The sequence below is a fragment of the Vibrio sp. 2134-1 genome (genome assembly GCF_033339495.1).
Map to the genome: position 1 here is coordinate 38,380 of NZ_JAWOUS010000023.1, position 13,319 is coordinate 51,698.

Sequence of the window (13,319 nt, forward strand, 5' to 3'; positions counted from 1 at the left end):
CTTAAAGGCTCAAATGACTATTCATATTTAATTTTTGCTTTATTTTGATTTTTTATTCATTAAACATGATTTAATATGTGTTTTACATTTTTGTGGTCTGTCTGTCAACAGGAGATTTGAAGAATCCATGCAATTACCAACTTTTCTAGAGGTCTATGAAGGACTCATCAGCACCTCTTCTATCAGTTCCACGGATCCGAGCTGGGATCAGGGCAATACAAAAGTCATCGAAAAACTCGCATCTTGGTTTAAAGATCTGGGTTTTAGCGTTGAAGTGATCGAAGTCGAGCCAGGCAAGCACAATATGATCGCACGTATGGGAGAGGGAGAAGGTGGCCTTTTACTTGCTGGCCATAGTGATACCGTGCCATTCGATCAAGGGCGATGGAATTTTGATCCGCATAAACTGACGGAAAAAGACAACCGCTTCTACGGTTTAGGCACAGCAGACATGAAAGGCTTTTTCGCCTTTATTTATGAAGCAGTGAAGAAAGTCGATTGGAGCAAGCAGAGCAAACCACTTTACGTATTAGCCACTTGTGACGAAGAGACCACCATGTTGGGCGCGCGACATTTCACAGCAAACGCCCCATTTAAGCCGGATTACTGCATCATTGGTGAACCCACCAGCCTTGTACCAATTCGAGGTCATAAAGGGCATGTGGCAAATGCCATTCGCGTAACAGGCAAGTCCGGTCACTCATCGGACCCAGCGCTTGGCGTTAACGCTATTGAGATCATGCATGAAGTCATGTTCGCCATGATGCAACTGCGTGACAAATTGATTAAAGAATATCACCATCCGGGTTTTGCCATTCCAAGCCCAACCCTAAATCTTGGACACATTCACGGTGGTGACAGCGCTAACCGTATTTGTGGTTGCTGCGAACTGCATTACGACGTGCGTCCTCTTCCCGGCATTAGCCTTGATGGTTTAGAGAACATGTTGCGCGGAGCATTAAAAGAAGTCGAAGCGAAATGGCCTGGGAGACTGGAGATTATTCCATTGCATGAGCCTATTCCGGGTTACGAATGCCAACATGACCACCCATTTATTGGTGGTGTTGAAGAGATCTGCCAAACCAGTTCAGAAACCGTGAACTACTGTACTGAAGCACCATTTCTACAACAGTTGTGTCCAACCTTGGTGCTCGGCCCTGGGTCAATCGACCAAGCCCATCAACCGGATGAGTTTCTATCCTTCGACTTTATCGACCCCACAATTGATGTGCTTTCAAAGGCAATGGTCAAGTACTGCTGTTAATACGCGTTTAAGCTCGAAAGTCTGTGCAGCTCGATTGAGCTGCATCTTTTTATCTTCACAATTCAGCGCTAGTCTTAACACTTATTTAACTTGTTATTTTGTAATTAATTTTCACTTCTTACTCTATGGCTGCCGTAAATTTGCTCTAAATCAGGAGACAGCGGAATAATTGCAAACTTAGTCTGCTTTATTTGACTATAACTGGTGCTTTTCGCTAGATTGGAGTCTTAACAAGGACAATGGATGTAGTTTTTTTACGAGGCAGGACGACAATGAACGAGAAATACGCCGCACTCAAAAGTAATGTGCGCATGTTAGGCCACTTATTGGGTAACACCATTCGCGATGCCCATGGCGAAGAAATCTTCGAGAAAGTGGAAACCATTCGTAAATTATCCAAATCAGCTCAAGCAGGGAATCAAGCAGACAGGGACAGCTTGATCGAAGAAATCAAACATCTACCTGATGAGCAGCTAACGCCCGTTACTCGCGCGTTTAACCAATTTCTAAACCTCACCAATATCGCTGAGCAATACCACACGATTTCACGCCATTGTGAAGAGCACATTTGCGAACCAGACGCGATTAACTCGCTGTTTTCTAAACTGGTACAAAACGATGTGAGCAAACTGGACACTGCCCAAGCGGTTCGTGATCTGAATATTGAATTGGTATTGACGGCTCACCCAACAGAAATTACGCGCCGCACGATGATCAACAAACTGGTCAAGATAAACGAGTGCTTATCAAAGTTGGAGCTAAGCGATCTTTCTTCTAAAGAGCGCAGAAAAACCGAACGCCGCCTAGAGCAACTGATTGCCCAAGGCTGGCATTCAGACGTGATTCGACAACAACGCCCTACTCCGTTGGATGAAGCAAAGTGGGGCTTTGCGGTCGTTGAAAACTCTCTATGGGAAGCAGTACCGGACTTCCTACGTGAGATGAATGACCGTCTAAAATCTTACCTTGGAGAAGGTTTACCCATTGATGCTCGCCCAGTGCACTTCTCCTCTTGGATGGGCGGTGACCGTGACGGTAACCCGTTTGTTACTCACAACGTTACGCGTGAAGTCTTACTATTGTCTCGTTGGAAAGCCGCCGATCTTTATCTCAATGACATCAACGAGTTGATCAGCGAGCTGTCTATGACAGTTTCAAACGATCAAGTCCGTGAACTTGCTGGCGAAGATCAGCACGAACCATACCGTGCGATCCTGAAGCAATTACGCACTCTGCTCAATGAAACCAAAGATATTCTCGATGCTAAGATCCACGGTCAAAAGCTGGCTGTTAAAGCACCACTGCAAAAAGTCGAGCAACTTTGGGAACCGCTGTATGCCTGCTACCAGTCACTAAACGAATGTGGCATGGGTGTAATAGCCAACGGCTCACTACTGGATACACTACGCCGCGTAAAAGCATTTGGTATCCATCTTGTACGTCTTGATATCCGCCAAGAGAGCACGCGTCACTCAGACGTCTTGTCTGAACTAACTCGCTACTTAGGTATTGGTGATTACGAACAATGGAGTGAGCAAGATAAGATTGCTTTTCTAACTAACGAGCTTGCATCTAAACGTCCGCTTCTCCCTCGTGATTGGGAACCGTCTGAACCCGTCAAAGAGGTTTTGGATACCTGCAAGATTGTTGCAGCACAACCGCGTGAAGCGTTTGGCGCTTACGTTATTTCAATGGCACGTACCGCCTCTGACGTACTAGCCGTTCATCTACTGCTACAAGAAGCGGGTTGCCCTTACCGCATGGATGTGTGTCCTCTGTTCGAAACGCTAGACGATTTGAACAACGCAGAATCGGTCATCAAGCAGCTTATGGGGATTGACCTTTACCGTGGTTTTATCCAAAACCACCAGATGGTCATGATTGGTTACTCTGACTCAGCGAAAGATGCAGGTGTTATGTCTGCTGGCTGGGCTCAGTATCATGCGATGGAATCGTTAGTTAAAGTGGCTGAGGAAGAAGGCGTTGAGCTAACTCTATTCCATGGTCGTGGGGGCACAGTCGGTCGCGGTGGTGCACCTGCGCATGCTGCGCTTTTGTCGCAACCACCAAAAAGCTTGAAAGGCGGTTTACGTGTAACAGAACAAGGCGAGATGATCCGCTTTAAACTGGGGCTCCCAGATGTCGCAGTAAACAGCTTTAACCTATACGCAAGTGCGATTCTGGAGGCCAACTTGTTACCGCCACCAGAGCCAAAACAAGAATGGCGCGACTTGATGGAAGTGCTATCAGAAGTAAGCTGTGAGTCTTACCGAAATGTGGTTCGTGGCGAGCCAGATTTCGTGCCTTACTTCCGCCAAGCAACACCAGAACTCGAACTCGGCAAGTTGCCACTTGGTTCTCGTCCTGCAAAACGCAACCCTAAGGGCGGAGTAGAAAGCTTACGTGCAATCCCGTGGATCTTCTCATGGAGTCAAAACCGTTTGGTACTTCCTGCATGGCTAGGCGCAGGTGAAGCGATTCAATACTCGATCGATAAAGGCCACCAAGCATTGCTCGAAGAGATGTGCCGCGAATGGCCATTTTTCTCAACTCGTCTCGGCATGCTGGAAATGGTGTACTCGAAGTGTAATATTGATATCTCTCGCTACTACGATGAGCGATTGGTGGATGAGTCGCTCCGTCCACTCGGTGAAAAACTTCGTGCTCAGCTTCAAGAAGACATCAAAGCGGTACTGAATGTAGAGAACAATGAAAACTTGATGCAGCATGACCCTTGGGGACTCGAGTCGATTCGCTTACGCAATATCTACGTTGAGCCATTGAATATGCTACAAGCAGAGCTGCTATACCGCACGCGTCAAACCGAAGAAGCCTCTGCAAACTTGGAAGAAGCGTTGATGGTGACGATTGCTGGTATTGCTGCTGGTATGCGCAACACAGGCTAATCGTTTCATTTTTAATAAAAAGCTGGGCATATGCTCAGCTTTTTATTATCACAGGATAATCGCACCAAAACAAAAGCAGTCAAATAAACCATAATAGACCCAAAAAATACCAAAACAAAAGAATAAAAAACCACAAGTTAACACTATTGATTATTATGTTAGTTTTTTAGGGTAATTTTGTCCTACTATTCCACTTCATGCTTATTATTTATATACTACTTGCCTGCTGAGAGCTCATAAATCCAATCATACCTGCTCCAGCCTTGATGGGACTCCCCATCTCTCTAGGTGATAAACGGCTTTAAGGTGACAGGACCAACATTGTTGGTGCTACTTATACATTAAAAAACTCAAGTGCCAGTAAGAGCGCAGCTGAAAGTATAAGTAGCTTGTTTACAAGTTTATTGACCATTTGGATTGAAGACATGTCATTACCACACGTAATCTTAACTGTTCTTAGCACTCGCGACGCAACCGGTTACGATATCACTAAAGAATTCTCTGCTAGCATCGGTTACTTCTGGAAAGCAAGCCACCAACAGGTGTACCGTGAACTCAACAAAATGGCTGAGAAAGAACTGGTTACTTGCGTATTAGAACCCCAAGAAGGCAAACCAGACCGCAAGGTTTACTCCATTACAGACGCTGGTCGCAGCGCTTTAGGAGAGTGGTTTGATCAACCAACTGCACACCCAACAGTTCGTGATGAGTTTTCAGCGAAATTGATGGCATGTGCCGTTCAACCTGCAGCTCCATTCCGTGACCAACTCGCCGAGCTAGTTGAAGAGTCTCGCAAACTGGTTTCTCACTACAAAGAAATTGAAGCGGCTTACTACGCAACGCCGTCAACTTTAGATAAACAAGCTCGCCTAGAACGTCTAACGCTTCGCCGTAACCTTCTGTTACGTGAAACTTGGATCACTTGGGCAGAAGAAGTTCTAACTGAACTTGAAGTGATTGGTTAAACTCCTTTTGCTTTGATAAAACGAAAAAGGCTTGCCACTTGGCAAGCCTTTTATCTTTTTGAAACCAGATTTACGCACCGACTACTGCGCGAGGACGAACACCCAACGTATGGCATAACGCGTAAGTCATCTCTGCACGGTTTAGTGTGTAGAAGTGAAAGTCCTTAACCCCTTCACGACTCAGTACACGCACCATATCAATAGCTTGGCTAGCTCCTACAAGCTGGCGAGTCACCGGATCATCATCCAAGCCATCGAATTGTTTACTCATCCATCCTGGTACTTTCACATTGTTCTGTGCCGCAAAGCGAGACGCTTGCTTAAAGTTCGATACAGGCAAAATTCCTGGCACAATTTCTACGTCAATTCCTGCTGCGACACAACGGTCACGGAATCGCAGGTAAGACTCAACGTCAAAAAAGAACTGAGTAATAGCACGGTTTGCACCTGCATCTACCTTACGTTTTAGGTTCAATAAGTCAGACTGAGCGCTTTTAGCTTCAGGGTGAACCTCAGGGAATGCAGCAACGGAGATATCGAAATCGTGGCGTGATTTCAGCAGCTCAACCAAATCCGAGGCATACATATCAGGCGCACCGCCACCAGGAGGAATATCACCACGCAGAGCGACGATATTTTCAATACCATTGTTCCAATAATCATCGGCAATATTAATCAACTCTTCACGAGTCGCATCAATACAAGTGAGATGGGGAGCGGCAACCAATCCGGTTGTTGCTTTAATTTCTTTAATGATGGAGTGTGTTCTGTCACGCTCGCCGGAGTTCGCACCGTAAGTCACAGAAACAAATTTAGGTTGAAGCGTTTTAAGACGGTGCACTGAATTCCAAAGTGTTTCTTCCATCTTAGCGCTGCTTGGCGGAAAAAACTCAAACGATACATTGATGTTATCTGATAACTCAGCAATATTCTGGTTCAAGGCGTCGATATGGCCTGCGTGCGTATATCCCATCTTACTCTCCCTGCGGCACTCCGCCACGAAAACAAATCCTTAAAATCGACGTTTAGACGTCTATATGTCTACAGAATGTATTGAATACGATTTAATGTCAACCTTGTAATTATGAATTTTTCTCAAGTTAATAATGAAGATAGTTCAAGTTTCTACTTGAGCATCATCTCACCATTTTGCACGGGTTATGACTTCAGTATGGCACTGATAGGGGAATAAAAAACCCTGGATTAATTCCAGGGTTTTTAGGTCAATCGCAACTTTAAAATAAACCAGCCAATCGGTTGAGGTCGGATTGAATAGCGCCGGCTGTCACTTCTCTGCCTGCGCCTGGTCCTCGAATGACCAGAGGGTTATCTTTGTACCACTTGCTCTCTATGGCAAAAATGTTATCGCATGGCAATAAGTTGGCGAGCGCGTGCTCACGAGATAACGCTTCGACTCCCACCGTTGCTTTACCATTTTTTTCTAAACGCGCCACATAGCGAAGCACTTGATCGTTTCTCTGTGCTTTTGTCAGACGCTCTTGAAGTATTTCACTCAACAACGCTCCATTATCGAAGAAATCATCTAAGCTCAGTTCTCTTAATTCTTCTGGCACCAAAGACTCAACTTTAACGCTGTCTGGTTCTATATCTAGGCCCGACTCTCGAGCCAAGATGACTAACTTGCGCATTACATCGGAGCCATCTAAATCAGAACGAGGATCAGGTTCGGTTAAACCTTGCTGCCAAGCAAGATCGACTAAATCATTAAATGGCACAGAACCATCAAACTGTTGGAACAGCCATGATAGCGTCCCCGAGAAAATACCCGATAGAGCGACGATTTCATCCCCACTTTCACGAAGATCTCGCACGGTATGGTTTATCGGTAACCCAGCACCAACCGTTGCGTTGTATAGCCAATGACGACCAATTTTAGCGAATGCATCTTGAACCTGATGGTAGTACTGGCTATCTGCGGAACCGGCAACTTTGTTAGCGGAAATCAAATGAATGCCTTGCTGTGCGATTTCTACGTAGCGCTGAGCCAACTCTTTACTCGCGGTAACATCAAGCACGACGGCTTCATCGTAGCTTTTAAGCGCTCCCAAACGTGCCAGCCAATCCCCATTGTTTGCTATGCTTTCATCATCAAATCGTTCAGCAACACTCGCCGCCTCAATACCTTGCTCATCGAACCAATAGGTTTGGCTATCCACAACCGCGACAAGATCAAAGCTCATACCATGACGTTTTTCGAGCTCACTTTTTTGCGTCGCAAATAAATTTAACCAACTAGAACCAATATTACCCTTGCCACATAAAGCCACTGCCACGCGTTTTTGCGCTTGGAACAACTGGCTATGAATCGTTTGAACCAACGCCTCAGTATCAGTACGGCGCAAAACAGCGACTAGGCTCAGCCCTGAGTCTGTTTCAGAGATAAATTCTACCGGAGAGTGCTTTAGCTTCTGATAAAAGCCAAAGCAATGATTGGCGTTTTTCGTAACGCCTGCACCTACCGCAGCTAAGAGCGAGTAACCTTCTTTTAGCTTAATTTCAGCCTCTACCGCAAGCTCTTGCAAGTGTTTCAATGCACCACCGGCGATTTCTGCGGTGTAAGCCAAGCGTAGCGTGTGCTGATCGGATTGAGCTTCAAATGCCAGTGGCTCTAATTGCGCGCGCTGCAACGCTTGTAATACATCACTCTGTGTTTTTTCGAAGTCGTGCCCATGCATGAAAGACAACTGCACCAATAAAACATCATCCAGTGAAGTAATAATTTTAGCGCCACGACCAGATGCCAATACACGCTCAATACGAGTAGAACCCGACTCTGGCAGATAGCTACACTTGAGATTAAGGTCCATGGTACTTTGCGCCACAGGCTGAAGCGTACGACTGTGTAGCACTGGGGCAGCTAAGCGAGCAAGTTCACTGGCTTCATCCAATCGAAGTAACGGTAATAAACAAGCGTCAGACACCAAACGTGGATCGGCACTATAAACACCAGCAACATCACTCCAAATCGTGACAGTACTGACTTCAGCAAGCGCGCCTATGACCGTTGCAGAATAGTCAGAGCCGTTACGACCAAGTAGAATGGTTTCTCCTGCCTCGTTCTGAGCCATAAAGCCAGTAATTACCACACGTTTATGGTTATGCTGCGCGAGGATCTCTTTAATTAAAGGGTATGAACGAGCGCGATCAACCTCTGGTTGAGTTCCCGCTTCTGCACGTAAAAACGCTCGTGCATCTTGTGCAACCGCAGGGATAGAACGTTGAGATAATAACGCGGCCAATAGGCGAGCAGACCATACTTCTCCGTGTCCCAGTACCGCAGCTTTTTGCGCATTAGTGAGTGGTGCAGTCAGCTCCGAGAGAGTACTGAACTCATCATGTAATAAAGCTAACAGCTCTTCTTTTGCTTCACTCTCCAACAAGCTTTCTATTAGCTCAGTTTGGAACTGTCTCAAGCTTTGAAGCGCTTCATGCGCAATTCGGCCATCTTTATTTAACCCTTCCAAAAACTCAATCAAGCGATTAGTGGTTTTTCCTGCAGCAGAGACGACCACAAGATCATTTTCTGTCGAATACTCCTTGAGAATACCCACAACGCGTAAGTAGCATTCTGGGTTTGCTAAGCTACTGCCACCAAACTTATGCAGCTGACGTTGTACAGTCATTGTTATCGTCTCCTATTACTGGGTAGCTTTAGCGAACGCTTGTTCTAAATCTGTGATGAGGTCTTGTGCATCTTCCAAACCGACAGACAAACGCAATAGTTGATGAGAGACCCCAGCCTCCGCCAGCGCCTCCTCACCCATTGCACGGTGCGTCATGGATGCTGGGTGGCAAATCAAACTTTCTACACCACCTAATGACTCTGCTAATGAAAACAGTTGGAGCTCTTTCACAAACACCTTTAACTGTTCAAACGAACCAGAAAACTCAAAACTCAACATAGAGCCAAAGCCCGTTTGCTGCTTTTTAGCGATGTCATGACCTGGATGTTCCGGCAGGCTTGGATGATAGATAGTTTTAACTAACGCTTGTTTCTGTAGGTAAGCCAGTACCTGCTGTGAGCTCTCTTCATGTACTCTCATACGAGCACCAAGCGTACGAATACCTCGCAGTGTCATGTAACTATCGAATGGTGTACCCGTTGCACCAATACAATTGCCCCACCATGCAAGCTCTTCTGCATGCGCTTCTGTGTTGGTGATGATTACCCCACCAATTACGTCCGAATGACCGTTGATGTATTTTGTTGTGGAGTGGATAACAAAATCCGCACCTAGCTCTAAAGGTTTTTGGTACACGGGTGTCAAAAAGGTATTGTCCACCGCAACTAACGCGCCGACTTGTTTCGCTTTTTCACAAGTAGCTGCAATATCCACTACGCGAACCAGAGGATTTGACGGAGTTTCTAGCAAAATGAGTTTTGGTTTTTGTGCCAATGCAGCATCTAAAGCCTGTTCGTCTGATTGATCGACAAACTGAACCTTAAAATCGCCTTTGTTAGCTCGGGTATTAAAAAGACGATAGGTACCACCATAACAATCGTGAGGAGCAATAATGAGATCATCTGGGCCGAGAAAAGCGGAAACCCATAAATTTAATGCCGACGTACCGCAGTTAGTAACAACCGCTCCTTTTCCAGACTCGAGTTCAGATAGCGCACTTTCCAACAGTCCGCGATTTGGATTACCAGATCGTGTGTAATCATACTTGGGCACTTCACCAAAAGCAGGAAAACCATAGTTAGTGGAAAGATAAATAGGTGGAACGACAGCATGATATTGGCTGTCTGATTCAATACCAGTGCGTACTGCAATGGTCGCAGGTTTGCGAGTGCTCATGGGTGTATCCTTTCACGGGTAATGACTTCTAAATAGGAATGCGCTATATCTAATGAGTAACATAAAGTGATCAACACGCTTCCTTTGCTGTTATGTTCACTTTACTCGTCAAAAAATGAGACGTCAACACTTCTAGACGTCTATATGTCTTTGCTTATGGCGGTAAATGCAGCTAAAATCAGCACCTAAATTATTTTTAACCGATTACATAAATGAAGGTGTGCAATGGCTGACTGGAATGGCGAATACATTAGCCCATATGCAGAGCACGGCAAAAAAAGCGAACAAGTAAAAAAAATTACCGTCTCTATCCCGCTAAAAGTTTTAAAGGTGCTAACTGATGAGCGTACTCGCCGTCAGATCAATAACTTACGCCATGCAACCAATAGCGAATTGCTATGCGAGGCATTTTTGCACGCGTACACAGGTCAGCCACTTCCGACAGATGAAGACCTTCGTAAAGACCGTCCTGATGATATTCCAACAGAAGTAAAAGCGCTGATGACGGAAATGGGCATCGAATTTGAGTCATTCGACGAAGAATAAAAAAGCCTGATAAGAGGTTTCAGGTAATAACTCTTGCCTCGAGCCAAATGAATGACATAAAAAATGGGACGCAATAGCGTCCCATTTTTGTGTATCACATCTGAAAGATATATTACTCTGCCATGTAGTTTTCAGGCATCTCGATACGAGCTACACCTGAATTAACCGCCGCCTGAGCAACCGCTTTTGCAACACGTGGTAGCAAACGTGAATCCATTGGTTTTGGAATAATATAGTCCGCACCAAACTCTAGCTTATCAACACCTGCAGCCTTCAATACGGCTTCAGGTACAGGCTCTTTTGCTAGCTCACGAATCGCCTCAACGGCTGCAAGTTTCATTTCATCATTGATTTCACTTGCACGCACATCAAGAGCACCGCGGAAAATGAATGGGAAACACAATACGTTGTTAACTTGGTTAGGATAATCACTACGGCCAGTACCCATGATCAAGTCATCACGAACTGCGTGAGCAAGTTCCGGCTTGATTTCAGGATCCGGGTTAGAACATGCGAATACGATTGGCTTATCTGCCATCAACTTCAACGCTTCCGCTGGCAATAGGTTTGGACCAGATACACCTAGGAACAGATCTGCACCTTCAATCACGTCTTCTAGTGTGCGCTTATCTGTATTGTTCGCAAATAGCTGCTTATATTCATTAAGATCATCACGACGAGTGTGAATCACACCTTTGCGATCTAGCATGTAGATTTTTTCGCGCATTGCGCCGCATTTGATCAGAAGCTCCATACACGCTACAGCGGCAGCGCCAGCGCCAAGACAAACAATTGTTGAATCTTCAAGTTTCTTACCTTGAAGTTCGATTGCATTCAGCATACCCGCTGCCGTTACAATAGCAGTACCATGTTGATCATCGTGGAATACTGGTACATCACAACGCTCAATCAAACGTTTTTCAATCTCAAAACAGTCTGGTGCTTTAATATCTTCAAGGTTAATACCGCCAAAAGTGTCTGCAATGCTCGCAACAGTATCAACAAATTCATCGATCGTGCGGTGCTTAACTTCAATATCAATAGAGTCAAGACCTGCAAAACGCTTAAACAGTAACGCTTTACCTTCCATCACTGGCTTAGATGCAAGTGGACCTAGGTTACCTAGACCTAGAATAGCGGTACCGTTAGAAATAACAGCAACCATGTTCCCTTTTGCAGTGTACTTGTACACGTTATCCGGGTTTTGTGCGATTTCACGCACTGGCTCTGCAACACCAGGGCTATATGCAAGGGCAAGATCACCCGCCGTTTCCGCAGGCTTTGTCAGTTCGACAGCAATCTTTCCTGGAGTTGGATAAGCATGGTAATCCAATGCTTTTTGGCGATGTTCTTCTTCTGGAGTGGCTGCTTGGTGGTTGTCTTCAGACATGGACGTTTCTCTTTTTTATTTTTAGGTAAGGGGGCATAAATTCTATCGGATAGAAATCAAACTTCATAGGCAAGATTGCGAGCAATATCCTTAAAAAGCCGATAATAAAAGAGATTAGACCAGATAACGGGGTTAAGCACCTGATTTTCGAGTCAGGTGCTCTTTCTTATTACTATTATTGGAGTATGCAAACTCAGAAAGTATCGTTACTCTTCGTCCACGTATTGCGCTTGGAGATAATTCTCAATACCAGACATTTCAATCAAGCCAAGTTGCGTCTCTAGCCAATCAACATGTTCTTCTTCATCTTCAAGAATATCTTGGAAGAGATCTCGAGACACATAATCTCGAATGTCTTCAGCGTAGGCAATCGCATCTTTTAAATCTGGAATAGCCGCCATTTCAAGCTTTAAGTCACACTCGAGCATTTCCTTGGTATCTTCACCAATCATCAACTTACCTAAATCTTGTAGGTTCGGTAAGCCTTCAAGGAACAAAATACGCTCAATTAGATGATCGGCATGTTTCATCTCATCGATAGATTCGTGATATTCCTTGTCTGCTAGGTGCTTTAAGCCCCAGTCTTTATACATTCGGGCATGAAGAAAATACTGATTAATAGCGACGAGCTCGTTACCGAGCACTTTATTGAGATGTTGAATGATGATTGGATCGCCTTTCATGACAAAACCCTCCTCTTTGGCTTCATTTAAATGTAGAAGCAAATGAGAAGGTGTCAAAATGTAAGGCAAATAATTACTGCATACTTACAGCAATTAGCTGGCTTGTTTAAATTCCGTGTAACTAGTTTCCGCTAAAATTTCCTTGGCCTGTCTGATGCACTTACCACATTGGCTGCCCAATGCCGTGCACTTTTTGATTCCTTTAATATCTGTTACGCCTTCATCTATCGCCAACTTCCTGATTTTTTTGTCGGAGACACCATGGCAAAGACAAACGTACATACTCAAAAAACCTATAAAACTAATCTGTGACAAACAATATAAACAAGAATAGTTCTTGTTACCAGTCGCATTATGGTGTCCGCTCAGAATATTTGGTTATAACGATTTTACCGCAGCAGGAAAAGATCAAAGGGTTAAGAGGGGTGAGTAAAAGCGTTAAGAAATAAATTCGGTAAAACTCTGTTTTTAAATCGAAAAAGTGACGTCTTTTATTTCAACACTTATAACTAAATGTAATCTAGAAATGAAAAAGGGAAGCCTAAGCTTCCCTTTTCGATGCGCTTTCTTCAAAAAGAAGAACAGTGCAAGATTTCGTTTAATTCGTTATGAATTAGTCGAAGATCTTAGCTACAACACCAGCACCTACTGTACGGCCACCTTCACGGATCGCGAAACGTAGACCTTCGTCCATTGCGATTGGTGCGATTAGCTCTACAGTCATCTGTACGTTGTCGCCTGGCAT

10 protein-coding genes and 1 pseudogene are annotated in these 13,319 nt (G+C 44.8%); 4 read left to right on the forward strand and 7 right to left on the reverse strand.

Annotation, left to right across the window (positions count from 1 at the left end):
- Positions 1-127 precede the first annotated feature (127 nt).
- From argE to R7R78_RS20460, 3 genes are all read left to right on the forward strand, one after another.
- Positions 128-1,264 (forward strand): acetylornithine deacetylase, encoded by a 1,137-nt coding sequence (argE, locus tag R7R78_RS20450; protein WP_086047070.1) that lies wholly within the window; start codon positions 128-130, stop codon positions 1,262-1,264.
- Positions 1,265-1,536: 272 nt separating this feature from the next.
- Positions 1,537-4,170 (forward strand): phosphoenolpyruvate carboxylase, encoded by a 2,634-nt coding sequence (ppc, locus tag R7R78_RS20455; RefSeq protein WP_005381336.1) that lies wholly within the window; start codon positions 1,537-1,539, stop codon positions 4,168-4,170.
- 425 nt (positions 4,171-4,595) lie between these two features.
- Positions 4,596-5,135, forward strand: a complete 540-nt coding sequence (locus R7R78_RS20460; RefSeq protein ID WP_005382791.1) for a PadR family transcriptional regulator — start codon at positions 4,596-4,598, stop codon at positions 5,133-5,135.
- Between the two features lie 70 nt (positions 5,136-5,205).
- Here the strand turns inward: R7R78_RS20460 and metF are convergent, their stop codons facing one another.
- The 3 genes from metF to R7R78_RS20475 all read right to left on the reverse strand — a co-directional run bounded on the left by metF (position 5,206) and on the right by R7R78_RS20475 (position 9,955).
- Positions 5,206-6,108, reverse strand: coding sequence for a methylenetetrahydrofolate reductase (gene metF / locus R7R78_RS20465; RefSeq protein WP_005381345.1), 903 nt, complete (start codon positions 6,106-6,108; stop codon positions 5,206-5,208).
- Between the two features lie 262 nt (positions 6,109-6,370).
- Positions 6,371-8,779 (reverse strand): bifunctional aspartate kinase/homoserine dehydrogenase II, encoded by a 2,409-nt coding sequence (locus tag R7R78_RS20470; protein WP_017633523.1) that lies wholly within the window; start codon positions 8,777-8,779, stop codon positions 6,371-6,373.
- A gap of 15 nt (positions 8,780-8,794) precedes the next feature.
- Entirely contained in the window at positions 8,795-9,955 is a 1,161-nt protein-coding gene (locus R7R78_RS20475) for an O-succinylhomoserine (thiol)-lyase (RefSeq protein ID WP_158174194.1), read from the reverse strand.
- 225 nt (positions 9,956-10,180) lie between these two features.
- Here R7R78_RS20475 and metJ point away from each other — a divergent pair, with 225 nt between their 5' ends.
- Positions 10,181-10,501, forward strand: coding sequence for a met regulon transcriptional regulator MetJ (gene metJ, locus R7R78_RS20480; protein WP_005381353.1), 321 nt, complete (start codon positions 10,181-10,183; stop codon positions 10,499-10,501).
- A 112-nt stretch (positions 10,502-10,613) separates the two neighbouring features.
- Here the strand turns inward: metJ and R7R78_RS20485 are convergent, their stop codons facing one another.
- The 4 genes and pseudogenes from R7R78_RS20485 to tuf form a co-directional block, all read right to left on the reverse strand.
- The gene (locus R7R78_RS20485; protein ID WP_005381358.1) at positions 10,614-11,891 is read right to left on the reverse strand and encodes a malic enzyme-like NAD(P)-binding protein; all 1,278 of its coding nucleotides are present in this window, start codon (positions 11,889-11,891) and stop codon (positions 10,614-10,616) included.
- 206 nt (positions 11,892-12,097) lie between these two features.
- Positions 12,098-12,574 (reverse strand): bacterioferritin, encoded by a 477-nt coding sequence (gene bfr / locus R7R78_RS20490; protein WP_005381359.1) that lies wholly within the window; start codon positions 12,572-12,574, stop codon positions 12,098-12,100.
- Between the two features lie 93 nt (positions 12,575-12,667).
- Positions 12,668-12,856, reverse strand: coding sequence for a (2Fe-2S)-binding protein (locus tag R7R78_RS20495; protein ID WP_005381360.1), 189 nt, complete (start codon positions 12,854-12,856; stop codon positions 12,668-12,670).
- A gap of 331 nt (positions 12,857-13,187) precedes the next feature.
- Positions 13,188-13,319 (reverse strand): annotated as a pseudogene (gene tuf, locus R7R78_RS20500) (elongation factor Tu); the annotation flags it as partial.

Excerpts from the sequence above, each read along its gene's own strand:
- argE (WP_086047070.1), top strand. The coding sequence starts at position 128 with ATGCAATTACCAACTTTTCTAGAGGTCTATGAAGGACTCATCAGCACC.
- ppc (WP_005381336.1), top strand. The coding sequence starts at position 1,537 with ATGAACGAGAAATACGCCGCACTCAAAAGTAATGTGCGCATGTTAGGC.
- R7R78_RS20460 (WP_005382791.1), top strand. The coding sequence starts at position 4,596 with ATGTCATTACCACACGTAATCTTAACTGTTCTTAGCACTCGCGACGCA.
- metF (WP_005381345.1), bottom strand. The coding sequence starts at position 6,108 with ATGGGATATACGCACGCAGGCCATATCGACGCCTTGAACCAGAATATT.
- R7R78_RS20470 (WP_017633523.1), bottom strand. The coding sequence starts at position 8,779 with ATGACTGTACAACGTCAGCTGCATAAGTTTGGTGGCAGTAGCTTAGCA.
- R7R78_RS20475 (WP_158174194.1), bottom strand. The coding sequence starts at position 9,955 with ATGAGCACTCGCAAACCTGCGACCATTGCAGTACGCACTGGTATTGAA.
- metJ (WP_005381353.1), top strand. The coding sequence starts at position 10,181 with ATGGCTGACTGGAATGGCGAATACATTAGCCCATATGCAGAGCACGGC.
- R7R78_RS20485 (WP_005381358.1), bottom strand. The coding sequence starts at position 11,891 with ATGTCTGAAGACAACCACCAAGCAGCCACTCCAGAAGAAGAACATCGC.
- bfr (WP_005381359.1), bottom strand. The coding sequence starts at position 12,574 with ATGAAAGGCGATCCAATCATCATTCAACATCTCAATAAAGTGCTCGGT.
- R7R78_RS20495 (WP_005381360.1), bottom strand. The coding sequence starts at position 12,856 with ATGTACGTTTGTCTTTGCCATGGTGTCTCCGACAAAAAAATCAGGAAG.